Below are 24,960 nucleotides of genomic sequence, written 5' to 3' on the forward strand. Positions count from 1 at the left end.
ACATAACGTAACGACGTTAAAGCCACTTTGTTGCCGAGGAAGTAAAAGATTTGTTGTTAGCGCTTGGCGGCTGCTTCGAGGCGGCGGACAGCCCGCTCCTGACCCATTCGCGCGAGAAGCCCGGCCATCTCGGGACCGCTTTCGCGGCCGGTCAGCGCCAGCCGAAGCGGATGGAATAGCTCACGGCCCTTCTTGCCGGAGGACTCCTTGAGCTCGCCGGTCAACGATTTCCAGGTTTCTGCATTCCACTCGAGTCGCTCGGCAATCGAGGCCGCGTCTTTCACGAGCAAGCGTTCATCGTGGCTGAGTTCGGGCGGATCAATGTCTCCGCGAAGCACGGCGAACCAAGCGGGGAAATCGCTCAAGCGTTCGAGGTTCGGACGAAGGAGCTGCCAATCCTCTTCGCTCGCATCGGCCGGCAGGCTTTCCGCAACGGCTGCATAATCCAGCTTGTGAAGAAGGCGCGCGTTGACCAGCTCGACGTCGTGTGGGTCGAAATGCGCGGGGGCCCGACCGAACGTCCCGAAGTCGAAGCCTTCCGCCAGCTCGCCCAGATTCGCCACCGGTTCGACTGGCTGTGAGGTGCCGATGCGCGCCAGGACGGACAGCATGGCCATGGGCTCAACGCCCTCCGCACGGAGATGCTCGGCGCCATAAGAACCGAGACGCTTCGAGAGCTTGCCTTCGGCAGCGACGAGCAGGGCCTCGTGCGCGAACTCCGCCGGCTTGGCTCCGAGCGCCTCGAACATCTGAATCTGCGCGGCGCTGTTGGAGACGTGATCCTCACCGCGAACGATGTGTGTGACGCCGAGGTCGACGTCGTCGATGACGCTCGGCAGGAGATAGAGCCAGCTGCCGTCCTCGCGCCGAACGACGGGATCGCTCAGCAGCTTCGGATCGAACGTCTGCTCGCCGCGGATCAGGTCGCTCCAGCTGATCGGCGCATCGTGATCGAGCTTGAACCGCCAGTGCGGCGCGCGACCTTCGGGCACCGGCCCGTCCGCGGGCTTGCGTTCGTAAACCGGTGGGAGCCCTCGGCCGAGCAGCACCTTGCGGCGGAGGTCCAGCTCTTCGGGCGTCTCGTAGCAGGCGTAGACCCGGCCGGCGGCCTTCAGCTTCTCGAATTCCCGCTCATAGAGATCGAACCGCTCGGACTGACGGACGGTCTCGTCCGGGATCAGGCCCATCCATTCGAGGTCGTCGCGGATCGCCTGGTCGAACTCGGCGGTCGAGCGTTCCCGGTCGGTGTCGTCGATACGGAGGATGAACTTCCCGCCGTTCTTCCTCGCGAAGAGATAATTGTGCAGCGCCGTCCGAATATTGCCGACATGAAGCCGACCCGTCGGCGAGGGGGCGAAGCGGGTAACGACGCTCATCGCGGCAGCTTCGTCTTCGGGCCGGTGTGGAAGAAGTTGCTGATCGGATAGCGGCGGTCGCGGCCGAAATTGCGATTGCCGATCTTCACGCCCGGCGGCGCCTGGCGGCGCTTATATTCCGCCTTCAGGAGCTTGGACTCGATGTCGCCCGCTAGCGCCGCATCCTCTCCGGTCGCATTGGCGACCTCCTGCACGGACTGCTCCTTGTCGACCAGACCTTCGAGGATGCGATCGAGCACGGAATAAGGCGGGAGGCTGTCCTCGTCCTTCTGACCCGGGCGCAGCTCGGCGGTCGGCGGCTTGGTGATCACATTTTCGGGCATTACCGGTCCATCCGGCCCAAGCGCCCCTTCGGGCTTGTTGCGGTTGCGCCAACGCGAGAGCGCAAAAACGGTCGTCTTGTAGGCGTCCTTCAGGACGGAATAGCCGCCAGCCATATCGCCGTAGAGCGTGGCGTATCCAACCGACATCTCGCTCTTGTTTCCGGTGGTGAGGAGCATCTGCCCTTCGGCATTGGACAACGCCATCAACGTCACCATTCGCAGGCGGGCCTGGACATTCTCGGCGGCCAAGCCGTTGAGATCGGGCAGCATTTCGTCGACGGCACTGACGGCCGGCGCGATGGAGATGACGTCATGGCGGCAGCCCAGCATTCGTGCGCACTCCCGCGCATCGTCCAGGCTTTCGTCGCTCGTATATTTGGATGGGAGCATCACGCCCCAGACCTTGTCCGCGCCCAGCGCGTCCACCGCGACGGCGGCCGACAGCGCGCTGTCGATGCCGCCGGAAAGCCCCAGGATCACGCCGGGAAAGCCATTGCGCTGAACATAATCGCGCAGACCGACCATCATCGCGAGATAGACATCCTTCGGGAACGCATCGAGATCGTGGGTCTCGCGCGTCGTGCAGCGCCAACCCTCGCCCGTGCGTTCCCAGTCGGTGATCAGCAGCGCTTCTTCCCAGTCGCACAGTTGAACGACTCGCTCGCCGTCAGGGTGAACTACGAAAGAGGAGCCATCGAAGACGAGTTCGTCCTGGCCCCCGACGCGATTGACGTAAGCAATGGGCAAGCCGGTTTGCAGCGCGCGGTTGCGGGCCAGCCGGAACCGGATGTCGTCCTTGTCGAGTTCGTAGGGGCTGCCGTTCGGGACCAGCAGCATTTCGGCGCCGGCTTCGGCCAGATGAGCGCAAACGATTTCCTGCCAGATGTCCTCGCAGATCGGGACGCCAAGCTTCACGCCCCGGAATTCGATCGGCTCCGGCAAAGGACCGGCAGCAAAGACGCGCTTCTCGTCGAAGGTACCGTAGTTGGGCAGCTCACGTTTCAGCGTCCGCCCGATCACCCGGCCCCCGTCGGCAAGGATGAATGCATTATAATTCAGGCCGCCCTCGTCGATGATCGTACCGATCAGCATCGCCGGACCCGGCTCGATCGTCGCTTCGACCAGCTTCTCAGTGCATTCCATCGTGCGCCGGACGAATTCGGGCTTCAGCACCAGATCTTCGGGAGGATAGCCCGTCACCTGCAGCTCCGGGCAGAGCAGCAAGTCTGCGTCCTTGGCCCGCCGGCGCATCTCCAGCATCGCCGCGGCATTGCCTTCGAGGTCGCCGACGCGCTGGTTCATCTGGGCGAACGCAATACGGAGCCGGTCGGTCATGAGGGCGATTTAGCGACCCCGCCTGCTTCGGCAACCTTTCCGGAAACGTAACCGCCCGCTAAAGCCGTTCCACGCCGCTCGGGGAACTGACGAATGAAATTGCTCGCAGGGAACAGCAACGCACCGCTGGCCCGGTCCATTTCCGACTATCTAGAAGTGCCGCTGACCGATGCCAGCGTGCGCCGCTTCGCCGACGAAGAAGTGTTCGTGGAGATCAACGAGAACGTCCGCGGTGAGGACGTCTTCGTGCTCCAGTCGACCAGCTACCCGGCCAATGACAATTTGATGGAGCTGCTGATCTGCGTCGACGCGCTGCGCCGCGCGTCGGCCAAGCGGATCACGGCGGTCGTGCCTTATTTCGGCTATGCCCGGCAGGATCGGAAGCCCGGTCCGCGCACCCCCATTTCCGCCAAGCTGGTGGCGAACCTGATCACGACCGCCGGTGCCAACCGCGTCCTGTCGATCGATCTGCACGCGGGGCAAATCCAGGGCTTTTTCGATATTCCGACGGACAATCTTTTTGCCTCGCCGGTGATCGCAACCGATATCCGCGCGCGCTTCGGCAATCGGGACCTCCTCGTTGTTTCGCCTGACGTCGGCGGCGTGGTCCGTGCACGCGGGCTCGCGAAGCGGCTTAACAACGCGCCGCTGGCCATCGTCGACAAGCGCCGCGAGAAAGCGGGCGAATCCGAAGTGATGAACATTATCGGCGACGTTGAGGGTCGGACCTGCATTCTGGTCGACGACATCGTCGATTCGGCCGGCACCCTCTGCAATGCCGCGGCAGCCCTCAAACAGCAGGGCGCGGTTGAGGTGTTCGCTTACTGCACCCACGGCGTTCTGTCGGGAGGCGCAGCTGCTCGCGTTTCGAAGTCGGAGCTGAGCGAACTCGTGGTCACCGACACAATCTGGACCGGCGAGCCCGACCCCAAGGGAAGCAAGATCCGCCGCCTGACCGTGGCGCCACTGCTCGGCGAGGCGATGCGCCGAATCGCCGACGAAAGTTCGGTCTCCAGCCTGTTCGATTAGGGAACTTCGGGCGTGCCCTGCGTTGAGCGCACATGCCGACAGTCCTGATCTCCGGCGCGAACCGCGGCCTAGGCCTCGAGTTCGCGCGTCAATATTCGTCCGACGGTTGGACCGTCATCGCCACCGCACGTGAATCGAGTCCCGAGCTCGATGCCCTCGGCATTCGCGTGGAGCAGCTCGACATGCGCGATTGGGAAGCGGTGTCGAGCTTCGGCGATCGGCTCGATTCGCTCGACTTGCTCATTGCGAACGCCGGCACCTACGGTCCGAAGGACGCGAACACGGCCGAGGACGCGCAAGCCTGGCTCGAAACGTTCGAGGTCAACACGGTTGCGCCCTATTTGCTCGCTCAATCGGTCCGCCCTCTGGTGGAACGCGCCAAGGGGAAGCTCATCGCCATCAGCACGAAGATGGGCTCGATCGCCGACAACAGCTCCGGCGGCTATCTCGCCTATCGGAGCTCCAAGACGGCGCTCAACATGGCCTGGCATAATCTCGCGCTCGATGTCGGGCGCTCAGGCGTCATCGCGACAATGCTTCACCCGGGCTGGGTGCAGACGCGGATGGGCGGCAGTTCGGCGCCGCTCGAGCCACAAGAGAGCGTCTCGGGAATGCGCCGCGTGATCGAGCAGCTGCGCCCCGAAGACTCCGGCGAGTTCTTCGCTTACGACGGGAGCCGCATTCCCTGGTAAGCGGCTTCGCTTGCCAGAATCGCATGCCGCCTCTATAGGCGCGCGCTTTCCAGATCGTTGGAAAACCAATGGCCCGGCCCAAAGGCATGCCGTGGCGATTGGATAATGTCGCGTCCCAGGGGAAACCTTCGGCGGCGCATTAAGGAGACGAAATGCCCAAACTGAAGACCAAGAGCGGCGTGAAGAAGCGCTTCAAGCTCACCGCGACCGGCAAGATCAAGCACGGCGTGGCGGGCAAGCGCCACCGGCTGATCAGCCACAACGCCAAGTATATCCGCCAGAACCGCGGCACGGAAATTCTCGCAGATGCCGATACGGCGCGCGTGAAGGCCTGGGCCCCGTACGGCCTCAAGTAAGGAGCGGATAAGACATGGCACGCGTCAAACGGGGTGTAACCACCCGCGCCAAGCACAAGCGGATTCTGGAGCAGGCGAAGGGCTATTACGGCCGTCGCAAGAACACGATCCGCATCGCCCGTCAGGCCGTCGAGAAGGCCGGGCAGTACGCCTATCGCGACCGCAAGGTGAAGAAGCGGAGCTTCCGCGCTTTGTGGATCCAGCGCATCAACGCCGCGGTTCGCGCTGAAGGACTGACCTATGGCCAGTTCATGCACGCGCTGAAGCTCGCCGGCGTGAACCTCGACCGAAAGGTGCTCGCGGACATCGCGATGCATGAGGCTGAGGCATTCAGCGCCATCATCGCGCAGGCGAAGGGCGCGCTGGAGAAGAAGGCGGCTTAAGCTTTCTCAGGCACGAACAACGAAGGGCGTCGGGAGCAATCTCGGCGCCCTTTTTTTCCATCGAGGTGACATGAAGCTCGAACTCGCCACTGACGAAGATTTCGAATGGCTGTTGGGGCAGCGTGCCGCAACGCGATCACTTTCGCTGGCGCCCGACCTCGCCCCGGTTGAAGTGATCGAGATCGTCCGCCAGTTGCCGGCCAACTGGCTGATGGTGGTGGATGACGAACTGGTCGGCATCATCGGCCTCAAGATCGACAGCGGCGATCAGGTCGAGATCGGCTACGGGGTTGCGGCTTCTCGGTGGGCAAAAGGATTCGCATCAGAGGCAGTCAGTAAGCTGCTCCCCATCCTTATGGAACGCGGCGTCAGTCTCGTTCGCGCCGAAACTTCGACCGAGAATCCGGCATCGCAGCACGTGCTGGAGCGGAACGGCTTCTCTCACAGAGGCGAACGCATGGACGAGGAAGATGGCCCGCTGATCGTTTGGGAGCGGTCGCTCTAGTCCAGCAACTCGTAAGCGGGCAGCGTCAGGAACTCGACTAGATCGTCCGACACAATCATGTTGTGCATCAGTCGCGCCGCTTCGGCGATGTTCGGCACTTCGGCGAGCGGGCCGACTTCCTCGTCGAACCATTGTTCGAACAGGTCGAGCGTCAGGCTCCGCCCATCGTCGAGCGGCGCTTCATACTTCAGCCATTGCCATAGTTGCGTGCGGCAGATCTCCGCGGTCGCCGCATCTTCCATCAGGTTGTAGAGCGGCACCGCGCCTTTTCCGCCGAGCCAGGCGGCGACATACTGGACACCGACGCGGATGTTCTCGCGGGCGCCGGCTTCGGTGCGGACGCCCTGATGCAGCTCCAGCATCTCATCGCGGCCGGGCACATGATCTGGCATCTTGGACAGCTGGTTGGGGCGTGCCATCGCCTCGAAGGCTTCCATGGCGACAGGCACCAGTGCCGGGTGCGCAACCCAGGTGCCGTCGTGGCCATTGCCGACCTCACGCAGCTTGTCCGCGCGGACCTTTTCCAAGGCCGCGCGGTTCTTTTCCTCGTCGCCCTTCACCGGAATGAAGGCCGACATTCCGCCCATCGCAAAGGCGCCGCGCCGGTGACAGGTCGCGACGAGCCGCAGCGAGTAGGCGGCGAGGAAGGCCTTATCCATCGTCATCAAGGCGCGGTCGGGCGTCAGCCGGTCGGCCGAGCGGCCGCAGCGCTTGATCGTGGAGAAGATGTAATCCCAGCGGCCGCAATTGAGGCCGACAATATTCTCGCGCAGCGCGTAGAGAATCTCGTCCATCTCGAATGCTGCGGGGAGCGTCTCGATCAGAACAGTCGCCTTGATGGTACCGCGTTCCAGCCGGAGCTTGTTCTCCGCGAATGCGAAGACGTCGCTCCACAGCGCCGCTTCCTCGCGGCTCTCGAGCTTCGGAAGGTAGAAGTAAGGTCCCGAGCCTTTCGCCAGCGAAGAACGCGCGTTGTGCCAAAGGTACAGCCCGAAATCGAACAGCGACCCCGAGATCACATCGCCGCCGACGGTCACATGGTCTTCCGGCAAGTGCCAGCCGCGCGGCCGAACCATCAGCACCGCTGGATCGTCGCCGACAGCATAATGCTTGCCGCTGTCCGGATCGGTGTAGTCGAGACGCCCGTTCCAATAGTCGCGCAGGTTCGCCTGGCCCTGGACCAGCTCGTCCCAAACGGGCGAGGTGGCGTCCTCGAAATCCGCCATGAACACCTTGGCGCCGGAGTTGAGCGCGTTGATCAGCATCTTGGCGTTGGTCGGCCCCGTAATCTCCACACGACGGTCGAGTAGGTCTCGGGGGATGTCTCCAACCGTCCAGTCCGCCGCGCGAATGTCACGCGTATCCTCGCGGAAGTCGGGGAGCTCGCCGGCATCGAAGCGGTCCTGCCGCTCCTCACGCGCTTCGAGCAGCTCCAGCCGACGGTCGTTGAACCGTTCGTGCAGCTCAGAAAGAAACTCTAGCGCGCTGGGGGTCAGGATTTCATTGGCGCCGCGGACCCGCGACGGCTCCGCGATGATGTAAGAGATATCGAGCACGTCCATCAATGTAGGGCCGGTTCGATGCAGATCGAATAGCGCTCGGTTGCACCGCAGCGATCGCGGAAGGTCAGGCGCTGCCATTCCATCCTCGCTTTCAGCTCGTCATTGTAGGGGCCGTGGACGATCTCGGTGCCCGGCTTGAGGTCTTTGAAGGCGCAGTCGGAATAATCGCCGCCGACGACCCAATAACGCTGTCCCATCAACTTCCTCCTACTCGGCCGCAACCGCTTCGTTCCCGTGGAACTGGGCGGCTTCGGTGGATTCCTTCAGTGCGACGGTGGACGCCTGTCCGCCCGAGACGGCGGTGGCGATCGCGTCGAAATAGCCGGTGCCTACCTCGCGCTGGTGGCGAGTCGCGGTGTAACCGGCGGCTTCGCTGGCAAATTCAGCTTCCTGCAGTTCCGAATAAGCGGCCATGCCGCGGTCGCGATAATCGGATGCCAGCTCGAACATTGCATGGTTGAGGCTGTGGAACCCGGCAAGCGTGACGAACTGGAACTTGTAGCCCATTTCGCCGAGTTCGCGCTGGAACTTGGCAATGACTTCGTCACCGAGCTTGGCCTTCCAGTTGAAGCTCGGCGAGCAATTATAAGCGAGGAGCTTGCCCGGGAATTGCGCGTGAATGCCTTCCGCAAAGGTGCGAGCTTCATCGAGGTTCGGATGGCTGGTTTCGAACCACAGAAGGTCGGCGTGCGGCGCGAAAGCGAGACCGCGCGCGATGCAATGATCCAAGCCCGTGCCGTCCTTGAGGCGGAAGAAACCTTCGGGCGTGCGCTCGCCGGTGATGAACGGACGATCGCGCTCGTCGACATCGCTGGTGATGAGCTTGGCGCTCTCCGCGTCGGTGCGCGCGACGAGGATCGTCGGAACGCCGCAGACATCGGCTGCAAGCCGCGCCGCGTCGAGGTTGCGGATCGCCGCCTGCATCGGGATCAGCACCTTGCCGCCCAGATGGCCGCATTTCTTTTCGCTGGCGAGCTGGTCTTCGAAGTGAACGCCCGCCGCACCTGCTTCGATATAGGCCTTCATGATCTCGAAGCAGTTGAGCGGCCCGCCAAAGCCCGCTTCGGCATCGGCCAGGATCGGCGCGAACCAGTCGTGCTTCGCGCCGCCCTCCATATGCTCGATCTGATCGGCGCGCTGCAGCGTCTTGTTGATCTTGCGCGCAAGCTCCGGACCGGAATTGGCGGGGTAGAGCGACTGGTCCGGATACATCGAACCGCTGACGTTCGAGTCGGCCGCAACCTGCCAGCCGGACAGATAGATCGCCTGAAGCCCGGCGCGGACCATCTGCATCGCCTGATTGCCGGACAGCGCGCCCAGCGCTCGAATCGGCTCGCTTTGGTTGAGGAGATCCCACAGCCTGAGCGCACCCTGACGTGCGACGGTATGTTCGATCGGAAGCGAACCGCGGAGCCGGAGCACATCCTCGACGCAGTAGGGCCGCTGGATCCCATCGAACCGGCCCTGAGGAGCCGCCACTACCACGCCGAAGTCGCTCATTTTCATTCCCCTGTGAGTCGGTGTCGAGGCGCAGGAAAACCCCTCCGCATGGTAAAAGTCGCACCGAAAAGGGACTAGATGTCAGCTTTCGACTTGTCCGTTTGTAAATTCTTTGACAGCTTGACTAATCATGGCTCAGCGCAAGCTTTTTCTCGGAGCGCGGCTCAAGCGGCTGCGGCGCGATCGCGGGCTCAACCAGAGCCAGATGGCGGACGAGCTCGGCATTTCCGGCTCCTATCTCAATCACCTCGAACGCAATCAACGGCCAGTAACCGCGGGCATCCTGCTTCGGCTGGCCGAAAGCTTCGACGTCGATGTGAAGTCCTTCGCCTCGGAGAGCGGAGAGGGCGGTGGAGCGCAGCAACTCGGAGAGGTCTTCTCAGACCCGATGCTCGCCGACCTCGGCGTCAGCCGGTACGAACTGGTCGAACTGGCGGACAATGTGCCTGCGGTGACCGAGGGGATTGCACGGCTGTATACCGCTTTCCGAGAGCTTCAGCGCCAGCCCGAAGCCGACACCGCCGGATCGGATCCTCGCGCCTTGATTACTCCCGAGACCTGGGTTCGTGACTACATTCAGTCCCAGCGCAACCATTATCCCGACCTGGAGGAAGCGTCTGAGACGCTCGGCGGAGCGTTCAATCATCCCTTGTCCGTTGCGGAGCCGCTCCGGCAGCGCCTCAAGGAAGCGTGGGGCGTCGAAGTCCGCGTCGTCGGGCCCGAAATCCTGGAAGATGCGAGCCAGCATTACGATGCGCAGCGGCGCATCCTGATGCTCTCTTCGCTCCTAAGGCCGGAGAACCGTCAGTTCGGAATCGCCTATCAGCTTGCCTTGCTGGAGTTTGCGCCGATTCTGGCGCGGATGCTGGAAGCGGCACGTCCGCCTGACCCCGGAAGCCGGCGATTGCTGCACATGAGCTTCGCCAATTACGCAGCCGGCGCGATCATCATGCCCTACGGCAAGTTTCTCCGGGCTGCCGAGGAGCATCGGTACGCGATCGATCGGCTCTGCGCGCAGTTCGGCGCTAACGTCGAGCAGGTAGCCCATCGGCTGACGACGTTGGGGCGCTCCGGCGCGAAGGGCGTGCCGTTCTTCATGCTTCGGGTGGATCCGGCGGGAAATATCTCGAAGCGCTATGCGGGCGAGGCTTTCCCCTTCTCGCACTTCGGCGGCACCTGTCCGCGCTGGCACCTGCACACCGCGTTCCAGACTCCGGGCCAGACGATCCGCCAGCTCATAGAAACGCCGGACGGCCAGCGCTTCTTCACCATCAGCCGCACGATCGAGCGGCCGATCCGCCCCGACCTTCGCGACGATGCATTGCTCGCGATCGGTCTTGGCTGCGATGTGAAGCATGCTCCCCGCATCGCTTATGCCGACGGGTTGGACTTGGTGAACACCGAGGCGACGCCGGTGGGGCCGGCCTGTGCCGTCTGTCCGAGACTGCAATGCGCCTATCGCGCAACGGCTCCTGCAGGGCGAATGCTGGCGGTAGAAGAGAACCGGAAGACGATTTCGCCTTACCCGTTCGTCCCGAGTTAGGGCGCGACCGGCTCTCGCTCCAGCGCTGCTCTATCCCATCGGCCCAGGTCTGCCCCTGCCTCGTAAGAGGATTGCAGGAACCGGCTGAGCACTCCCTTGGGATCCGGAGACGCGCGAACCTCGGAATAGGGAAGCACGAACTCGCCGAACTGTTCGTCGAATCGTCCATGCGCGACCTTGGCGGCGCGATACCCTTCCGGCTCCGGATAGGCATAAGCGTAGAAGAAAGGCTCGGCTGCAGTCACGCCTCCGGCCCAAAAGCCGCCGCTTGCCACCTCGTGGCTATACGCTTCGCGCGTAATCCGGTCGGGAAGGCCGGGGAGTCCTCCGGGGTGCTTCGGCGCCGTTCGTCCGGAGAAGCGGCTCACCACCAGGTCGAAGGCGCCCCACCAAAGCTGCACCGGCGTCGACTTGCCGATGAAGCCGGCACGGTAATGCTCGAACACCGGCATCATTTCCGCGAAGGCCTGGCGAAGGCGCTCGGCTGAATCGTGACTGTAGGCGCGCTGCGCCGTGTCTTCCGCGAAGGGCACTGCATTTTCGACTTCGCTCGGCGTGCCGTTGAAGCTGGAAGGCAGGCGATGCCGGTCCAGCATCTCGATCAGCGCCGAATGGATGGCCGAGATATTCCCGAGATCGAGCGAGACCTGCTCACGTGAGCGGTCGCTAGCCCACAAGACGATCGCATGCTCGCAAAAGTCGAGCCGGAGCGTGAACGTCCTTCCGTCCCCGGACGACGTCGGCAGCGTTTCGAACCCGTTGGCCACCGGCTGAAGGGCAACGTGCCAGCCGTGGTTCGCCCAAGGCGCGTGGGCAACGCGTATCTTGCCGAGCATCTGCGAGGCGAGATGCAGGATCGCGAGTGTGTCGTGATCGCGTTCGACGCTGAGTTCAGGCCAGTCGCCCATGACTCCTGTGCCTTTGCATTTTGCAGCGCGGCATTGCTAGAGGCTCGGCCCATGTCCGACGCTCTGCTCGACCGTATCGCCGCAGCCGAAAATCTGCAGGACCTCGATTCCGTGCGAGTGTCGCTGCTCGGCAAATCGGGAGAGATCACCGCCAAGCTCAAGTCGCTGGGTTCGATGGACCCCGAAACGCGCGCTGCCGAGGCCCCGAAGATCCACGCGCTCCGAGAGCAGGTCTCGAACGCACTTTCGGACCGCAAGTCGGCACTCGAGACCGCTGAGCTCGAACGCAAGCTCGCGACCGAGACGATGGACCTCTCGCTGCCTGCACCCGAGAGCGTCTCCGGCACCGTCCACCCGGTCAGCCAGGTCATGGACGAGCTCGCGGAGATTTTTGCCGACCTGGGTTTCTCGGTCGCGGAAGGTCCCGAGATCGAGACGCAGTGGTACAATTTCACCGCGCTCAACATGCCGGAGTTCCATCCGGCGCGGGCAATGCAGGACACGTTCTACCTGGAGCCTCGCGAACCCGGTGAGGAACCGTACGTCCTGCGCACCCACACCTCGCCCGTCCAGATCCGGACGATGGAGAAGAACCCACCGCCGGTCCGCATCATTGCGCCGGGGCGGGTTTACCGCTCCGACAGCGACGCGACGCACACGCCGATGTTCCATCAGATCGAAGGGCTGGTGATCGACAAGGGCATCCACCTCGGTCACCTCAAGTGGACGTTGGAGACCTTCCTCAAGGCCTATTTCGAGCGCGACGACGTGGTGATCCGCATGTTCCCCAGCTACTTCCCCTTCACCGAGCCGTCGGCGGACGTGCAGGTCGGCTGGTCCTGGGAGAATGGCCGCCGCGTCGTCGGCGGATCGGACCACTGGATGGAGGTGCTCGGTAGCGGAATGGTCCATCCGCGCGTCATCGCCAATTGCGGGCTCGATCCGGATGAGTGGCAAGGCTTCGCCTTTGGCACCGGCGTCGATCGTCTCGCGATGCTGAAGTACGGCATGGACGACCTTCGCGCCTTCTTCGACGGCGATATCCGCTGGCTGAAGCATTACGGCTTCCGGTCGCTGAACGTGCCCACGCTTTCGGGCGGACTGGGCGCATGAAGTTCAGCTTCGACTGGCTTCGCGAGCATCTCGACACGGACGCCTCGCCGCAGGAAATCGCGCATCGGCTCACATGGCTCGGCCTTGAGGTCGAAGAAATGTCCAACCCGGCCGAGGCGCTCGCGCCCTTCCGGGTCGCGCGCGTGCTCACGGCGGAGCGGCACCCGCAGGCTGACAAGCTTCAGGTGCTGACCGTCGACGCAGGCACCGGCGAGGAAATCCAGGTCGTGTGCGGCGCGCCCAATGCGCGTGCCGGCCTTGTCGGCGTGTTTGGTCCTCCGGGCGCCTACATTCCGGGAAGCGACATCACGCTGAAGATTGCCGCGATTCGCGGCGTCGAGAGCCGCGGCATGATGTGCTCGTCGCGCGAGCTGGAGCTTGGCGACGACCATAGCGGTATCATCGAGCTGCCCGCGGATGCGCCGGTCGGAACGGCCTATGCCGAATATGCCGGCCTCGACGATGTCGTGTTCGACGTTGCGGTGCTGCCCAACCGTCAGGACTGCATGGGCGTTCGCGGCATTGCGCGCGATCTCGCTGCGGCCGGCATGGGAACGTTGAAGCCGCTTGCGGTGCCGCAGATCGAAGGCAGCTTCGATTGCCCGGTTCCGATCAGGATCGAAGACCCGGACGGGTGCCCCGCCTTCTACGGCCGAGCGATCCGCGGGCTGAAGAATGGTGCCTCGCCGAAGTGGATGCAGCGACGGCTGAAGGCGGCGGGGCAGCGTCCGATCTCGGCGCTGGTCGACATCACCAACTATGTCATGCTCGACCTAGACCGGCCGAGCCACGCCTACGACATCGCCAAGCTGACTGGCGCTCTCACGGCTCGGGCGGCCCGCCAGGGCGAGAAGGTGCTCGCCCTCAACGAGAAGGAATATGCGCTCCAGCCGTTCATGACGGTGATCGCGGATGACGCCCAAGTGCACGACATCGGCGGCATCATGGGCGGCGAGGATTCGGGCGTCAGCGACGCCACGACCGACGTGATGATCGAGGTTGCCTACTTCACGCCGGAGCGCATTGCGCGCACCGGCCAGGCACTGGCGCTGAGCAGCGACGCGCGCAGCAGGTTCGAGCGAGGCGTCGATCCGGCGTTCCTCGGTGATGGACTTGCGATCCTGACCGGCTTGATCCTCGACATTTGCGGCGGTGAGTCCTCCGCCGAAATTCGCGCGGGCGAACCGCCGGTCGAGCGCAAGGTGGTTAGCTTCGACTTCGATCGCACCCGAACCCTTGGCGGCCTCGACGTTCCCGAGCCGCGCCAGCGCGAGATCCTCGGGAGCCTCGGTTTCGAGGTGAACGGGTCGACCGTGATCGTCCCGACCTGGCGTCGCGACATCGACGGGTCGGCCGACCTGGTCGAGGAAGTCACGCGGGTCGAAGGCTATGACAAGGTGCCGTCCACTCCACTGGAGCGCGAGCCGGGCATTGCTCATCCTACGGCGACGCGATCACAGCTAATGGAGCGGCGGGTGCGCCGAACCGCCGCGGCGCGCGGCCTCGACGAAGCGATCAACTGGAGCTTCATCTCGGAAGGCGAAGCCGCTGCCTTCGGTGGTGCGGACTGGCGGATCGCCAACCCGATCAGCGAGGACATGAAGGTCATGCGGCCGTCGCTCTTGCCGGGCCTGATCGCAGCCGCACGCCGCAATCTCGACCGGGGCGCGTCGGCGGTGCGCATGTTCGAGATCGGACGCCGCTATCTCGGCGACGCAGAGCATTCCACCTTCACGCTCCTGCTCGCCGGCGATCGCAAGCCGCGTGAGTGGCAGTCGGGCAAGGCGCAGTCGTTCGACGCTTTCGATGCGAAGGCTGACGTGAGTGCGTTGCTCGAGGCGGCGGGTGCGCCGGTCGCGAACCTGCAGGTCTATCCTGACGCCGGGCCTAACTGGCATCCGGGCCGCTCGGCGAAGCTGGGTCTCGGACCGAAGACGATCGTCGCAAGCTTCGGCGAGCTTCATCCGAAGCTTCAGAAAGAGCTGGACGCGCCAGCCGGTGCCGTGGCGGCAGAAATTTACTTCGACGCCATCCCGGCACCGCGGTCGGCCGGACGCGCCCGAGCCGCTTTCTCTCCGCCGCCGCTGCAACCAATCACCCGCGACTTCGCCTTCATCGTTCCCGGTGATGCGCCGGCCGAGAATCTCGTCCGCGCCATCCGAGGCGCCGACAAGGCCGCTATCACCGGTGTTCGACTGTTCGATCGTTTCGACGCGCCTGATGGCCTCTCGCTTGCCTTCGAGGTGACGCTGCAGCCCATCGATAAGAGCTTCACCGATGAACAGATCGGCGAGATTTCGCGCAAGATTGTTGGCGCGGCAGAGAAGCTAGGCGCTCGCCTCCGGAGCTAGTTCGAGGGCGTTGATCGCGTCGTGCACGCGCGCTTCGATCTGCTCCCGCTTGAGTCCGGGCGGAATGATCTCGCCAACCTTGAAGGTCACAGTCCCGCTATGGTGGACGAGCCCTCGTCCCCACAGGCGACCGCTGTTGACCGCAACCGGAACGACCGGAAGGCCGAGCGCGCGATAGAGACCGGCAAAGCCCGACCGTAGCGCGGGGATCTGCCCTACGCGAACGCGCGTGCCTTCGGGATAGATGATGACCGGCCGTCCTGCCTCGACGGCTTCCTTGCCCGCGGCGACCATGGCGCGAAGCGCTTTGGCGCCCGCGCTGCGCTCTACGGGGATGACGCCATAACGTCGCGTCAGGGCACCGAAGAGCGGAATGTCGGAGAGCTCGCGCTTCAGGACGATCACCGGCAGCTTGGAAATTCGGACCATCTCCAGCGTCTCGAACATCGACTGATGCTTGACCGCGATCAGATACGGCCCGGGCGGGATCTCGCCTTCGACATGGACGCGGATGCCAAGAAGGTTCTTCGCGAGCCAATGATTGAAGTCGCACCAGCCGAGGACGACCGCCAGCGTCGGCCGGCGGCCGAACAGCATTGCAACGACGCCAGCAAGCACGAACAGCACGGTGCCCGGATAGAAAATCGCCGCGTAAAGCAGCGACCGAAGCAGCGCCATCAGATGTCGGCCCAGACCGCACCGCGGCGGAGCAGATACTTGTTGTATTCGCCGAACAGGGTGAGGAAGCTCGGCTCGCTGCGCACCGCGTCAGTCACGACCGGATATTTAGCGCCAAGCACCTTCTCGAACTCATAGCGCGCGCGGCGCATGTGCCAGTCGCTGGTGATGAGGCGGACCGAGTTGAAGCGGTGCTGCTTCAGCCAGCGGTCGGCTTCTTCGGCATTCGTCCGTGTGTCGACGGATTCGCTGCCGAGGTCGACGCAGCATTTGAGTGTCTTCGCGCTGCCCGGAATGCGGCGGCGGAGGTCGGCTTTCGTCACCGAAGGATCGGCGCCCGCGACGAGCAGGCGTTTCGCCTTGCCCGCGTCGACGACATCTAAAGCATGCTCAATCCGGCCGCTTCCGCCGGTCAGAACGACGGCAGCGTCCGTCGCCGCTGCGCTCGCCTGCGCGGGGCGGCCCAAGGTGAATGCGAAGAATATGAAGCCGACCGCGTAGAGCAGGACGACGAGTGAAGCGAAGCGAGCGATCATAGAGCTTTGCGCAGTGCCGCGAGCACTGCCAGCCGCGCAACCCAGGTCGCGAGAATGGTCAGTGCAAGGGGAAGTAGAACGAGGATCAGCAGGTCCCAGCCGGATAGCGTCGCGCCACCAGTCAGCTCCCCTGCGAACGAAGCACCTGCGCTGAGCAGCAGGAGAACGACAGCCGCAGCTGCGGCGCCCGCGATGCTCCCGGCGAAAGCATCGATCGCGATCTTGCGCTGAAACAGGTTCGTGACCTGCACATCGGTCGCGCCAATGCCGTGCATGACCTCAATCGTGAAACGGTGGGTATCGAGTGCTCCTCGAGCCGCGAGCACCACGGCGGCCGACGCGGCGGCGCTCAATAGAAGCACGAGCCCAAACGCCACCCACTGGAGCAGCCTCAGAGAATGGAGCAGTGGACCGACGGCTTCCTGGTGCGATGCTATGCTGGCGCCCGGGGCAATCGCGTGAACCCGCTTCTGGATGGCGGCGAGATCGGTGCCCGCACGGACGTCGAAATTGACCAGCGCCGGGACCGGCAGGTCCTGGCTATCCGCGGCAGGCCCAAGCCAGCGCTTGAGCGTCCGGCGCATCTCACTTTCGGGGACGGCGTCTGCCGAGGTCACGCCGGGAGTAGAGCGAACTGCCGTTAGCAACGCCTGAACGCTCCCACCGCCCCCAGGGACTTCGATTGAATAGCGCGAGGAAATGGCTTGGGTGAGCGTCCCGGCAGTGCTCGCCAGCGCCAGTCCTGCAGCGGCGATCACGACGATCGAGAAGCTCATGATCGCAATCACCCACGCCGTCGGGCCGCGCAGCCGCGCTTCGCCCAGCAACCGGCTTTCGGATGGCGATGCGAACAGCCAGCTCAGCATTATGCCTCGCCCCGCGCAGCGCGCGGCGGGTTGCGTAACGTCCCAGTCGGATCCGCGACCGAGCCATTCTCGAGCCTGATCAGCTTCGCGCCTGGCGTCGCGTTGATGAGCCCCACGTCGTGGGTCGCAACCACGACGGTGGTCCCCTGCCGATTGAGGGCGCTGAACAGGTGCAGGAGGCGCTGGGCCATTGCGGCATCGACGTTGCCGGTCGGCTCGTCAGCCACAAGGAGATCTGGCCGATTGATCACGGCCCGCGCGATCGCAACACGCTGCTGCTCACCGCCCGACAGCGTCGGCGGCCGAGCACTCGCACGATCGGCAAGTCCGACCCACGCCAGCATCTCTCGCACAGGCCCCTCGACCTGCTCGTCAGTGGCGCCGCTGATGCGCAGCGGAAGCGCGACATTGTCGAAAGCGGAAAGGTGACGGATCAGGCGGAAGTCCTGGAAGACGACTCCGATGCGCCGGCGGAAATCGGGCAGCGATTCACGCGGCGCTTCGGTCAGCTCCTCGCCGAACAGGCGAATGCGCCCGCGCGTCGGCCGCTGAGCAAGGTAAAGCAGCTTCAGCAGCGACGTCTTGCCCGCACCGGACGGCCCGGTGAGGAAATAGAAGCCGCCGTTCGCGAGCCGGAAATCGAGATCGCGAAGCACTTCGGCGCCCGTACCGTAGCGCAAACCTACGCTGTCGAATTCGGCAACATGTGCCAGCTTTCGTGCCCTCCCCACTCACGCACTGTCTCTCGGCAAGGCCCGCTGCCTTGCCAAGTTCGGCGCATTCCTGTTTACCCTTAGTACACCGTCCCGGAAGAGGCCTTTTGTTGTAATGATCCTCACCTGCCCGAATTGCGGAACGCAATATGTGGTGAAAGACGGCGCGATCCCACCGATGGGACGCCAGGTCCGTTGCGCCTCCTGCAAGCATAGCTGGCATCAGGACCCGGAGCCTGAGGCTGAGATGGTCCTCACAAGCGAGGCAGATCCGGAGGCTGTAGCTTCTGAAGAGGACGAAAGCCTCGCAGAAGCGACGCTGATCGAGCCGCGAAGCGGGCCCGAGGCCGAGGAACGCGCCTACGAGGAGGCGATGATCGATGAGGCGGATGAAAATGCGCCGCCCGTTGCTCACACAGACGCTGCCGATCAGGACGACCGCGGCAGGCAAGCTGCTGAGCTGGCTGCGGAACGTCGCGCACAGGCCGTTTCTGCCGATTTTGAAACCGGCGAAGTCGTCGACACTGCACCGGCTGCCGCAGAAGACTGGCGCGAGCCACCGCTTCCCGAAGCGACGGACGACGAGTTCAGCCCCTTCCCGGCAGCGGACTCAAGAGCTCCGGGCCGTCGTAGTCCGATCCTAACGATCCTCATCGTCGTCCTGGTCGTCGCGGCGCTGGCAGCAGCCTTCTATTTCTTCGCTCCAGCGGACCTCAAGGCGAAGCTGGGCCTTGGAACGGGTGCAGCGAGCCAGCTCGCCCTGATCGTTACCCACCGCGATCGGCAGAACCTCGAAAGCGGCAACCAGTTGGTGACCATCACGGGCCGGGTGATCAATCCGACGGCCAAGGAGCAGGTCGTTCCGCCGCTCCAGGCGCAGCTCAAGAACAAATCTGGCGAGCTGGTCTACAAATGGACGATTGCTCCGCCTGCGCGAACGCTGGCCGCCGGAGCGAGCACGAGCTTCAACAGCGCCGAAGTGAACGTGCCCCAGGGTGGCGAATATCTGACGATTACATTGGCAAACCCGCGCGACTAAGCCGCGCGCAATTTCATTCGAATTCGATCAATTTCGCCGGGCGTGTTGCGCCGTCCGTGTGGACGACCGTTAGCTGTGCCATGGGGGCGTCACCACTCTGCGGGCCTTCCCCCAAACGCAGAACCGCCCCTGAGATGATCCTCACGAAAGCCTGAGCCTGAGCGGAGGCGCCAACATGTTCTGCCGGCGCATTTTGCGGCGATGCGGCAAGGGCAGCGGCTGCGGCGAACAAGAGCATGACGAACGCGTAACGCTTACGTCCGTCAAAGGTAAAGAGCGCATTAACCTTTGTTCCAAAACGGACCGGATTTGCCGCGATTCAACATGCCATTGCGCCCCATGGGACGCTTTGCTAGAGGCGCCGCCTTGCCAGTGGCGGGGCCGTTCCGGCGCCAGCCTTTTCATGACGTGCGGTCGTGGCGGAACTGGTAGACGCGCAGCGTTGAGGTCGCTGTGGCCGAAAGGCCGTGGAAGTTCGAGTCTTCTCGACCGCACCATTCCCTGAACCGGAGCTATTGAGCTCCCGCCGATGCCATGACCGGCAATGAGTGCGGGTGTATGGCGCCCGTCCGGACGACGGCCTTGTCTATGCTCACAGTCACAGAGACGCCGAGCTCCGGCACAAGCTTTGCAGCTGTCGCCGATTCCTTCGAGATTCTAACGATATAGCTGCCGTACGGCACGCGCTCGAACAGGAAGAAGCCGTCGAAATCGGTGCGCGCCTTGCTCACGACTTTGCCCGCCTCATCGACCAGCTCAAGATCGAGTCCCTCAAAGCCGAGCTCCGCACTCTTGAGGACGGCGCCTTCGATGTCGCCACCACCAACGAGCGGAATCTGCACCTCTGCAGGCACGCCAGGCCGCGGGACCACGACTTGGAGCGCCTTCTTGGGCACCAGCATTGGATCTTTGAGGCTGCTTTGATCAAGCCCGACGGCAACTGGCGCGTAAGCGGTCAGACCGCCGACCACGACTGCACCTTTGGCGTCGGTCGCCGCGTCGGATTGCACCGTTCCGGTCGTAATCAGAGCGCCCTTTTCGAACGGCTCGGAGGGATCGCGCACGCCATTGTCGTTGAGATCGCGGAATACGACGGCACGAATTGCGCCGGCCTGAGCGAGCGGGCGCCGCGAGAAGCTCAGGCCATGTGTCGGATCGAGCGAGAAGTTCAAATTGACGCCGAACGCCACCGAACCGTCAGTGGCGGCTTCGCCCGTGAGCGCGATTGCGATGCTGTTGAGCCGCCGAACATGCGAGATTCTGGCGCGGCCCACATGCGACGACGCGTCGTAAGCGAGGTCTCCCTCCCAATCGACCTCTTCGGATTTCGACCAGTAAGCGGAAATCTCCGCGCTGCTGAATCGTGCTGACGGGACGACATCGATGCTCCCGCCGGCGCGGATGCGCACGTCGCCGATATGCCCGGTACCGATCAGTCCGACGCTGACCTCGCCAGGCGGCCCGGTGCCTAGGGGCACATATTGCCGGGTGTAATGCACGTCGGTCGCGAGATTGAAGCGATCGATGTTTGCCGAGAGGCGCGCGGCGGCGTCGAGTTGCCGGGTTCCGTCTCGGTTGTCGGTGATCTGCATGTCGGCATGCGCCGGGACGATCGTTCGACCGATTCTCACCGGGGCATCCACCGCAATTCTTGCTTTGCGCAGGCTCTGCGGATCGTCCGTCTGCAAATGAAATTCATTCGCGACAAGCGCTTCGGCACTTACGTTCACCGTGCCGAATTTTCCGAGCATCTGGGCATGAGCGGCGTATCCGCCGTTCGATTCTCGAGCGGCGCCGACCTCCACGAGCGCAGGGCCTATCGCTCTTCGGACGTTACCCTCGACAAAGGTCAAATGCTCGTCCCCGACGAGCATCGCGCGTGCGAGCACGCCCACCGACGTTCGATCGTCGATGCCGTGCTCAACTGAAGCGGTCGCCTGCGCCTTGGGCAGGGTCGTTTCATCGGGGGGCTTTTCCAACTCAAGGATATCGCGCCCCGGCTGGTTGAAGCCCACCCAATACCAGGTCTTGCCCTTCGGCACGTTGTCCTGGCCGACGTTGATCATCTCGTCGCGGGTCCGCATCTGCCCTTGCGGGCCATAAAGAATGATCTGGATATTGTTCTCGCCATAGAGAAGCTGAACGTTATCAAAGATATAACGCTGGCTGCCGTCGGGCTTGGCAAATCCGAGCAATTCGCCGTTACGGTAGATTTCCGCTTCCCAGCCGCTTGGCAGGTCTCCCTCGAAGCGGGTTCGGTCGAAGGCGGCTCGTGCGGCGAGCGGGCGATTGGTGATGAGCGCGCCTCTTCCGCTGACAACCGATCCGGTGAGCCCGCTGTCGAAGCCCGCGACGTCGCCGAATCCGAAATGGGTCGCATGAAGCGGGCCAAGCAACCCACCGTCGGGATCTGAGCGATAGGCACGAAGCCGTAGGAGGCTCGGTTTCCCCTGCTGCGTCGTCGAGAGCTGGGCATCGTAAGAAAGGTGCGCGATCTCGCCCGCCGCGAAGACCGAGCTCTGACGATCGACGCGCATGCCGTCGCTGGCTCGATAGGTCATGCCGGCGCTGACCACGAAGTCGAGAGCCGGCGCGCGCCACATGCGATAAGGGATGCGCACTTGCGGAAGGCTCGACAGGTCGAACTTGGCCGGCTTTATCGATGCTGCCCGCTTCTGGCGCTCGATCGCCAACTCGACGGGAAGCTTGGCTTCGGATTGGAGCAGCAGCACCGAACCCGTCGTTACCGGTTTGACGCCGATCCCGAACCAGCGGGACAAGGCGGTCGCTTGAACGCACCAACCTTCGGGCGTCTCACGGATGGTGCCAGGAGTGATTGGCTCCTGCTTGCCGCCGTACGACACCGCAGCCGCCGCATAATCAATTGAAATACGGTTGTTTTCCTTGAACGCCCAGCCGCTCGCCTTCTTTGCGCCCAGGTCGATGCGCATCGGCACGTCAAGTGAGGTCAAAAAGTCGCCTAAGACGACACATGTGCCTTCGGGCGTGTTGTAGGCGCGAACTCCATCGCCCAGCCGGAGCTGCCGGATGTTGACGTCCAGCAGCAGCTGGTCGTCGGGATCCGCTTTCCAAGAAGCGGCGGCTTGCGTTGCGGTGGTCGGCAGGGAAGGCGAGGACGCGCCGACCGCCCCAGCGCAAAGCGCCAGCAGCAGCGCGGCGTTACGCGCCCATTGGCCCGGCCCAGGCACCGGAAATTGCCCCCCCCGGCCGTTCCCGTCCTAGCGCAGGACGGCTTTGGTCTCGGCGATCACATGTTCGCCGTCGTTGAACGTCTCGACATATTGGACGGTCACCGGTCCAACGATCTCACCCTTATATTCCGCGTTCACCGGGATGGTGACGTGACGCTCCTTGAGCTCGGTATAGACAGCGACCGCCTTCTGAATGGCGATCGGGTCCTTAACCCCAGCCTTCAGGACGCGCACTTCGCCAAAGGTGGAACGGCTGCCGGTGCGAGTGAGGTCGAGCGCGACATCCGACTTGCCGTCAGCACCTTTCTCGAGACGCACGTCGGCAATGCCCGCCTTCGCTTCGAGATTGCCTAACCGCACGATGACCGGGATGGTCACACCGTAGATCGGTGTGAGCTGGAAACGCAGGCCCTTCTCTTCCTTCGCAGATGCTTGCTGCACTACCGGATTGGCGGGCGGGATCGCGCGGAACAGCAGGTGTACGCGATATTCGCCATCGGCGAGCCCCTGCGGCGCACGGGCTGCGATGCGGATCGTCTGCGGTTCACGGGGAGCCAAAGTCACGCGGCGCGGCGCATAGACGATCATGTCGGCGGTCGCCTTGTCCATGGCTGTGGGATCGGTCACATCCTCGAGGTTTCCGTCTTCCGTCATGCGGCGGAACTCGACGGACACCCGATAGGTCGCGGGTTCTTCGCCGATGTTGTTGAGAACGATCTCCGCCCCGCGGCCGCCATCAAGGACGATCCTCGTCGGGGCCACCAACAGATCTCCGACCCCCGCACGCGCCGGCGTGGAAAATCCGAAGATGGAGGCCGCAGCAAACGCGGCCAATACGAACGGCTTGGAACTGACGGTCATTCTGGCGATCCCCACTTTGCTCCAGGTCGGAGCGATCGCCGCCTTTATTGATCCGGAATGGTTGATTTTCGGTCAACCACGTCGGGAAAACAGCCTTTCGACGTCAGAAATCGACGGTGACGTTGAGCGTTCCTGCATAGGTGCCGCCTGCCGTCGTCGAGTTCAGCACGATCGATCCGCCGATGTTGAAGTTCAGGCCGGGCGCCCCTGAGTTCTGGAGCGTCACGCTCCCCGGGCCATCAAGGACGAGCGTCAACTTCTGCGTCGAATCGGACTGGTTCACCAGAGTCACGCTCGGTGCCGTAATTCGGACGACGGTCTTGTTGGTGCCCTGAACATTATACATCGCGGGCTTTGCGGTGCCCGTGCACACGACGTTCGGGTTGCAAGCGAAGACGCCCGCCTGTGAAATTGACACAGTCGCCCCGGACCAAGTGCCTGGTGTCAACGTGATGGTGCCGAGGTCGAGGTCTTGAAGGCTGGAGAATTCCAATGGCTTGGCGACGCTGGCGTTGATCTGGATGACCTGGTTGGCGGCCATGGCTTGCGAGCTCAGCGTCGACACGCCGAGTGCGAGCATCAGGGTCACCGCTCGAACGCACGCAGCCATGCTGAATCAACTCCCCGAGACCCGGTCAGCTATTTCCACCAGAATGGTTTAATTTCGGTCAACCACGCTTGTTTGCGCCGCAACGGAAAAGGGGCCGCCAAACCTGACGACCCCTCCATGCGCGGCCGAAACCGCCGCAGTGCCCCTGGGTATTACTGATAGTTGACGGTGACGTTGAGGTCGCCCTGATAGGTGCCCTCTTTCACATTCGCCGGAACGTTCATCTGGCCGCCGAGCGGGAACTGAGTCCCCGGTGCGCCAGCATTCGTCAGCGTGACGGTGTCCTGCCCGATCAAGGTCATCGACAGGTCCGTCCCCGGATTCGCGCTGTTGGTCAGCGTAACGCTCGCCGGCTTGGTGATCGTCACCACCTGGTTGTTGGTTCCGGTGACGGTGAACAGTGCCGTCGTCGCCGTGCCCGAGCAGCTCAGGCCGCCGTTGCAGGTGACTGCGCCTGCGGCGTCAATCTTGGCGAGACCGGCGTCAAGAACGGTGATGGTACCGAAATCGAGGTCGCGATCCTTCTTGAGGGTCAGCGGCTTCACGATGTTGGCATGGCCCAGGGCCGGACCGCCGATGGTGACGGGCACGGCATTCGCCGAAGTAGCAATCAGCGCGATAGCAACGACAGGCGTCGTGACAGCAGCAATACGGAGAAGCTTGGTCATTGTTGAGGTCCCCACTTGATTCAAACTCAGCCGGTTGGCCGAAGTCCGGTCATCCGTGGCGTCGCTATTAACCTTGACCGCTTACGGCTTCCGAAAGGGCCTTGGTTAATGCGAGCTTAGGCTTTGGTCCGGATCAGACACGATTGAGAGCGTGCCGGGAAACTGCACGCCAACGGGGTTCACTGATACTCAACCGTAATCGGTAGATCGCCGCGGAAATCCCCGTCTTCGCTTCCCTTGAAGCGTAGCGTGCCGCCGATGTGGAATGTCAGCTTGCCCGCGCCATCCAGTCTCGGGAGGCTCCCTGCATCGGTGACGACCTGGTCGAAGGTCAGGCGGCCGCCGCCGAGTGAGTAGAGATCGATCCTTCTGGGCACTTCAATGCGAAGCGTGCGGTTTGGCTCTCCGTGCACGACGACCGTGGCGACGGCAGCTCGCGGACCGACATTGCCGATAGCGCCAGTGCCCATCGTAGATCCATCCGGACGAATGACGGCTTCTCCCTGACCTGACCCGGCGAGGATCAGGCGATCGAAGTTCAGCGCCGTTTCAATCTCGAGTTGAACGTCCGAGCCACCCGGCCCTGCATCGATGGCCGTGGTAGGCTTCTCACACAGTCGGCACTGACTGTGCGCAGGCGTCGGGGCGACCACAACGGCAAGCGCTGCGGCGAGCGTGACAATCAAGAGCCTGGTTCCGCCCATGCCGAGCGCTCTATCGCTCACACGCTAAAGCACGGTTAATCCGGGGCTAACCTTGCCTGCACCACAGCGCTCAAGCTCGCCTATTGTCGTCCTGCCT

General features: G+C 63.4%; 24 protein-coding genes and 1 tRNA gene. 10 read left to right on the forward strand and 15 right to left on the reverse strand.

Annotated elements, in window-relative coordinates:
* Positions 1–56: 56 nt before the first annotated feature.
* Together gltX and AC4GYV_RS13490 are read right to left on the reverse strand one after the other, a co-directional pair.
* Complete coding sequence (gltX, locus tag AC4GYV_RS13485) at positions 57–1,376, reverse strand: glutamate--tRNA ligase (protein ID WP_491101214.1); 1,320 nt, start codon at positions 1,374–1,376, stop codon at positions 57–59.
* Positions 1,373–3,034: an NAD+ synthase gene (locus AC4GYV_RS13490; protein ID WP_491101215.1), complete on the reverse strand. Its 1,662-nt coding sequence runs from the start codon at positions 3,032–3,034 to the stop codon at positions 1,373–1,375. The genes gltX and AC4GYV_RS13490 overlap by 4 nt, the downstream gene beginning before the upstream one ends.
* Positions 3,035–3,127: 93 nt before the next feature.
* Here AC4GYV_RS13490 and AC4GYV_RS13495 point away from each other — a divergent pair, with 93 nt between their 5' ends.
* From AC4GYV_RS13495 to AC4GYV_RS13515, 5 genes are all read left to right on the forward strand, one after another.
* Positions 3,128–4,063 (forward strand): ribose-phosphate pyrophosphokinase, encoded by a 936-nt coding sequence (locus AC4GYV_RS13495; protein ID WP_491101216.1) that lies wholly within the window; start codon positions 3,128–3,130, stop codon positions 4,061–4,063.
* 32 nt (positions 4,064–4,095) lie between these two features.
* Positions 4,096–4,755: an SDR family oxidoreductase gene (locus AC4GYV_RS13500; RefSeq protein WP_491101217.1), complete on the forward strand. Its 660-nt coding sequence runs from the start codon at positions 4,096–4,098 to the stop codon at positions 4,753–4,755.
* A gap of 152 nt (positions 4,756–4,907) precedes the next feature.
* Positions 4,908–5,111 (forward strand): 50S ribosomal protein L35, encoded by a 204-nt coding sequence (gene rpmI / locus AC4GYV_RS13505; RefSeq protein WP_028968696.1) that lies wholly within the window; start codon positions 4,908–4,910, stop codon positions 5,109–5,111.
* 14 nt (positions 5,112–5,125) lie between these two features.
* On the forward strand, positions 5,126–5,494 hold the full coding sequence (rplT, locus tag AC4GYV_RS13510) for a 50S ribosomal protein L20 (RefSeq protein WP_491101218.1): 369 nt from the start codon (positions 5,126–5,128) through the stop codon (positions 5,492–5,494).
* Between the two features lie 70 nt (positions 5,495–5,564).
* On the forward strand, positions 5,565–5,999 hold the full coding sequence (locus tag AC4GYV_RS13515) for a GNAT family N-acetyltransferase (protein WP_491101219.1): 435 nt from the start codon (positions 5,565–5,567) through the stop codon (positions 5,997–5,999).
* Here the strand turns inward: AC4GYV_RS13515 and aceB are convergent.
* Genes aceB through aceA form a run of 3 tightly spaced genes read right to left on the reverse strand, consistent with a single transcriptional unit; the run spans position 5,996 to position 9,061 of the window.
* A complete protein-coding gene (aceB, locus tag AC4GYV_RS13520) occupies positions 5,996–7,555 on the reverse strand; it encodes a malate synthase A (RefSeq protein WP_491101220.1) in 1,560 nt (519 codons plus the stop codon). The genes AC4GYV_RS13515 and aceB overlap by 4 nt on opposite strands.
* Positions 7,556–7,560: 5 nt before the next feature.
* Positions 7,561–7,758, reverse strand: coding sequence for a DUF4170 domain-containing protein (locus tag AC4GYV_RS13525; protein ID WP_491101221.1), 198 nt, complete (start codon positions 7,756–7,758; stop codon positions 7,561–7,563).
* Positions 7,759–7,768: 10 nt separating this feature from the next.
* Positions 7,769–9,061 (reverse strand): isocitrate lyase, encoded by a 1,293-nt coding sequence (gene aceA, locus AC4GYV_RS13530; protein ID WP_491101222.1) that lies wholly within the window; start codon positions 9,059–9,061, stop codon positions 7,769–7,771.
* A gap of 130 nt (positions 9,062–9,191) precedes the next feature.
* Here aceA and AC4GYV_RS13535 point away from each other — a divergent pair, with 130 nt between their 5' ends.
* Entirely contained in the window at positions 9,192–10,604 is a 1,413-nt protein-coding gene (locus AC4GYV_RS13535; RefSeq protein ID WP_491101223.1) for a helix-turn-helix domain-containing protein, read from the forward strand.
* Here AC4GYV_RS13535 and AC4GYV_RS13540 read toward each other — a convergent pair.
* Entirely contained in the window at positions 10,601–11,512 is a 912-nt protein-coding gene (locus tag AC4GYV_RS13540) for a DUF5996 family protein (protein ID WP_491101224.1), read from the reverse strand. The genes AC4GYV_RS13535 and AC4GYV_RS13540 overlap by 4 nt on opposite strands.
* A 51-nt stretch (positions 11,513–11,563) precedes the next feature.
* Between AC4GYV_RS13540 and pheS the strand changes: the two genes are divergently transcribed.
* Together pheS and pheT are read left to right on the forward strand one after the other, a co-directional pair.
* On the forward strand, positions 11,564–12,625 hold the full coding sequence (gene pheS / locus AC4GYV_RS13545) for a phenylalanine--tRNA ligase subunit alpha (RefSeq protein ID WP_491101225.1): 1,062 nt from the start codon (positions 11,564–11,566) through the stop codon (positions 12,623–12,625).
* Positions 12,622–14,976, forward strand: a complete 2,355-nt coding sequence (gene pheT, locus AC4GYV_RS13550; protein ID WP_491101226.1) for a phenylalanine--tRNA ligase subunit beta — start codon at positions 12,622–12,624, stop codon at positions 14,974–14,976. The genes pheS and pheT overlap by 4 nt, the downstream gene beginning before the upstream one ends.
* Here pheT and AC4GYV_RS13555 read toward each other — a convergent pair.
* The 4 genes from AC4GYV_RS13555 to ftsE are packed head-to-tail and all read right to left on the reverse strand — an operon-like array spanning position 14,953 to position 17,769.
* The gene (locus AC4GYV_RS13555; protein WP_491101227.1) at positions 14,953–15,654 is read right to left on the reverse strand and encodes a lysophospholipid acyltransferase family protein; all 702 of its coding nucleotides are present in this window, start codon (positions 15,652–15,654) and stop codon (positions 14,953–14,955) included. The two genes, pheT and AC4GYV_RS13555, sit on opposite strands and share 24 nt — an antisense overlap.
* Positions 15,654–16,190, reverse strand: a complete 537-nt coding sequence (locus tag AC4GYV_RS13560; protein ID WP_491101228.1) for a YdcF family protein — start codon at positions 16,188–16,190, stop codon at positions 15,654–15,656. Before AC4GYV_RS13560 ends, AC4GYV_RS13555 begins: the two co-directional genes overlap by 1 nt.
* Positions 16,187–17,056, reverse strand: coding sequence for a cell division protein FtsX (locus AC4GYV_RS13565; protein ID WP_491101229.1), 870 nt, complete (start codon positions 17,054–17,056; stop codon positions 16,187–16,189). The genes AC4GYV_RS13560 and AC4GYV_RS13565 overlap by 4 nt, the downstream gene beginning before the upstream one ends.
* Positions 17,056–17,769, reverse strand: a complete 714-nt coding sequence (gene ftsE / locus AC4GYV_RS13570) for a cell division ATP-binding protein FtsE (protein WP_491101611.1) — start codon at positions 17,767–17,769, stop codon at positions 17,056–17,058. The genes AC4GYV_RS13565 and ftsE overlap by 1 nt, the downstream gene beginning before the upstream one ends.
* A 115-nt stretch (positions 17,770–17,884) precedes the next feature.
* On the opposite strand from ftsE, the gene AC4GYV_RS13575 reads away from it, so the two are divergent.
* Positions 17,885–18,808 carry a zinc-ribbon domain-containing protein gene (locus AC4GYV_RS13575; RefSeq protein WP_491101230.1) on the forward strand — a complete coding sequence of 308 codons (924 nt, stop codon included), beginning with the start codon at positions 17,885–17,887 and terminating at the stop codon, positions 18,806–18,808.
* 410 nt (positions 18,809–19,218) lie between these two features.
* Positions 19,219–19,305, forward strand: a tRNA-Leu gene (locus AC4GYV_RS13580).
* Between the two features lie 15 nt (positions 19,306–19,320).
* Here the strand turns inward: AC4GYV_RS13580 and AC4GYV_RS13585 are convergent.
* The 5 genes from AC4GYV_RS13585 to AC4GYV_RS13605 all read right to left on the reverse strand — a co-directional run bounded on the left by AC4GYV_RS13585 (position 19,321) and on the right by AC4GYV_RS13605 (position 24,863).
* A complete protein-coding gene (locus tag AC4GYV_RS13585; protein WP_491101231.1) occupies positions 19,321–22,017 on the reverse strand; it encodes a carboxypeptidase-like regulatory domain-containing protein in 2,697 nt (898 codons plus the stop codon).
* 30 nt (positions 22,018–22,047) lie between these two features.
* Positions 22,048–22,881, reverse strand: coding sequence for a fimbrial biogenesis chaperone (locus AC4GYV_RS13590; protein ID WP_491101232.1), 834 nt, complete (start codon positions 22,879–22,881; stop codon positions 22,048–22,050).
* A gap of 103 nt (positions 22,882–22,984) precedes the next feature.
* Complete coding sequence (locus AC4GYV_RS13595) at positions 22,985–23,491, reverse strand: DUF4402 domain-containing protein (RefSeq protein WP_491101233.1); 507 nt, start codon at positions 23,489–23,491, stop codon at positions 22,985–22,987.
* Between the two features lie 152 nt (positions 23,492–23,643).
* On the reverse strand, positions 23,644–24,159 hold the full coding sequence (locus AC4GYV_RS13600) for a DUF4402 domain-containing protein (protein ID WP_491101234.1): 516 nt from the start codon (positions 24,157–24,159) through the stop codon (positions 23,644–23,646).
* Positions 24,160–24,338: 179 nt separating this feature from the next.
* On the reverse strand, positions 24,339–24,863 hold the full coding sequence (locus AC4GYV_RS13605) for a DUF4402 domain-containing protein (protein WP_491101235.1): 525 nt from the start codon (positions 24,861–24,863) through the stop codon (positions 24,339–24,341).
* Positions 24,864–24,960 lie beyond the last annotated feature (97 nt).

The sequence above is a fragment of the Sphingomonas sp. SP4 genome, from assembly GCF_058313375.1.

Bases quoted from the DNA above. Each gene is read 5' to 3' on its own strand.
- gltX (WP_491101214.1), bottom strand. From the start codon at position 1,376: ATGAGCGTCGTTACCCGCTTCGCCCCCTCGCCGACGGGTCGGCTTCAT.
- AC4GYV_RS13490 (WP_491101215.1), bottom strand. From the start codon at position 3,034: ATGACCGACCGGCTCCGTATTGCGTTCGCCCAGATGAACCAGCGCGTC.
- AC4GYV_RS13495 (WP_491101216.1), top strand. From the start codon at position 3,128: ATGAAATTGCTCGCAGGGAACAGCAACGCACCGCTGGCCCGGTCCATT.
- AC4GYV_RS13500 (WP_491101217.1), top strand. From the start codon at position 4,096: ATGCCGACAGTCCTGATCTCCGGCGCGAACCGCGGCCTAGGCCTCGAG.
- rpmI (WP_028968696.1), top strand. From the start codon at position 4,908: ATGCCCAAACTGAAGACCAAGAGCGGCGTGAAGAAGCGCTTCAAGCTC.
- rplT (WP_491101218.1), top strand. From the start codon at position 5,126: ATGGCACGCGTCAAACGGGGTGTAACCACCCGCGCCAAGCACAAGCGG.
- AC4GYV_RS13515 (WP_491101219.1), top strand. From the start codon at position 5,565: ATGAAGCTCGAACTCGCCACTGACGAAGATTTCGAATGGCTGTTGGGG.
- AC4GYV_RS13525 (WP_491101221.1), bottom strand. From the start codon at position 7,758: ATGGGACAGCGTTATTGGGTCGTCGGCGGCGATTATTCCGACTGCGCC.
- aceA (WP_491101222.1), bottom strand. From the start codon at position 9,061: ATGAGCGACTTCGGCGTGGTAGTGGCGGCTCCTCAGGGCCGGTTCGAT.
- AC4GYV_RS13535 (WP_491101223.1), top strand. From the start codon at position 9,192: ATGGCTCAGCGCAAGCTTTTTCTCGGAGCGCGGCTCAAGCGGCTGCGG.
- AC4GYV_RS13540 (WP_491101224.1), bottom strand. From the start codon at position 11,512: ATGGGCGACTGGCCTGAACTCAGCGTCGAACGCGATCACGACACACTC.
- pheS (WP_491101225.1), top strand. From the start codon at position 11,564: ATGTCCGACGCTCTGCTCGACCGTATCGCCGCAGCCGAAAATCTGCAG.
- pheT (WP_491101226.1), top strand. From the start codon at position 12,622: ATGAAGTTCAGCTTCGACTGGCTTCGCGAGCATCTCGACACGGACGCC.
- AC4GYV_RS13555 (WP_491101227.1), bottom strand. From the start codon at position 15,654: ATGGCGCTGCTTCGGTCGCTGCTTTACGCGGCGATTTTCTATCCGGGC.
- AC4GYV_RS13560 (WP_491101228.1), bottom strand. From the start codon at position 16,190: ATGATCGCTCGCTTCGCTTCACTCGTCGTCCTGCTCTACGCGGTCGGC.
- AC4GYV_RS13565 (WP_491101229.1), bottom strand. From the start codon at position 17,056: ATGCTGAGCTGGCTGTTCGCATCGCCATCCGAAAGCCGGTTGCTGGGC.
- AC4GYV_RS13575 (WP_491101230.1), top strand. From the start codon at position 17,885: ATGATCCTCACCTGCCCGAATTGCGGAACGCAATATGTGGTGAAAGAC.
- AC4GYV_RS13590 (WP_491101232.1), bottom strand. From the start codon at position 22,881: ATGACCGTCAGTTCCAAGCCGTTCGTATTGGCCGCGTTTGCTGCGGCC.
- AC4GYV_RS13595 (WP_491101233.1), bottom strand. From the start codon at position 23,491: ATGGCTGCGTGCGTTCGAGCGGTGACCCTGATGCTCGCACTCGGCGTG.
- AC4GYV_RS13600 (WP_491101234.1), bottom strand. From the start codon at position 24,159: ATGACCAAGCTTCTCCGTATTGCTGCTGTCACGACGCCTGTCGTTGCT.
- AC4GYV_RS13605 (WP_491101235.1), bottom strand. From the start codon at position 24,863: ATGGGCGGAACCAGGCTCTTGATTGTCACGCTCGCCGCAGCGCTTGCC.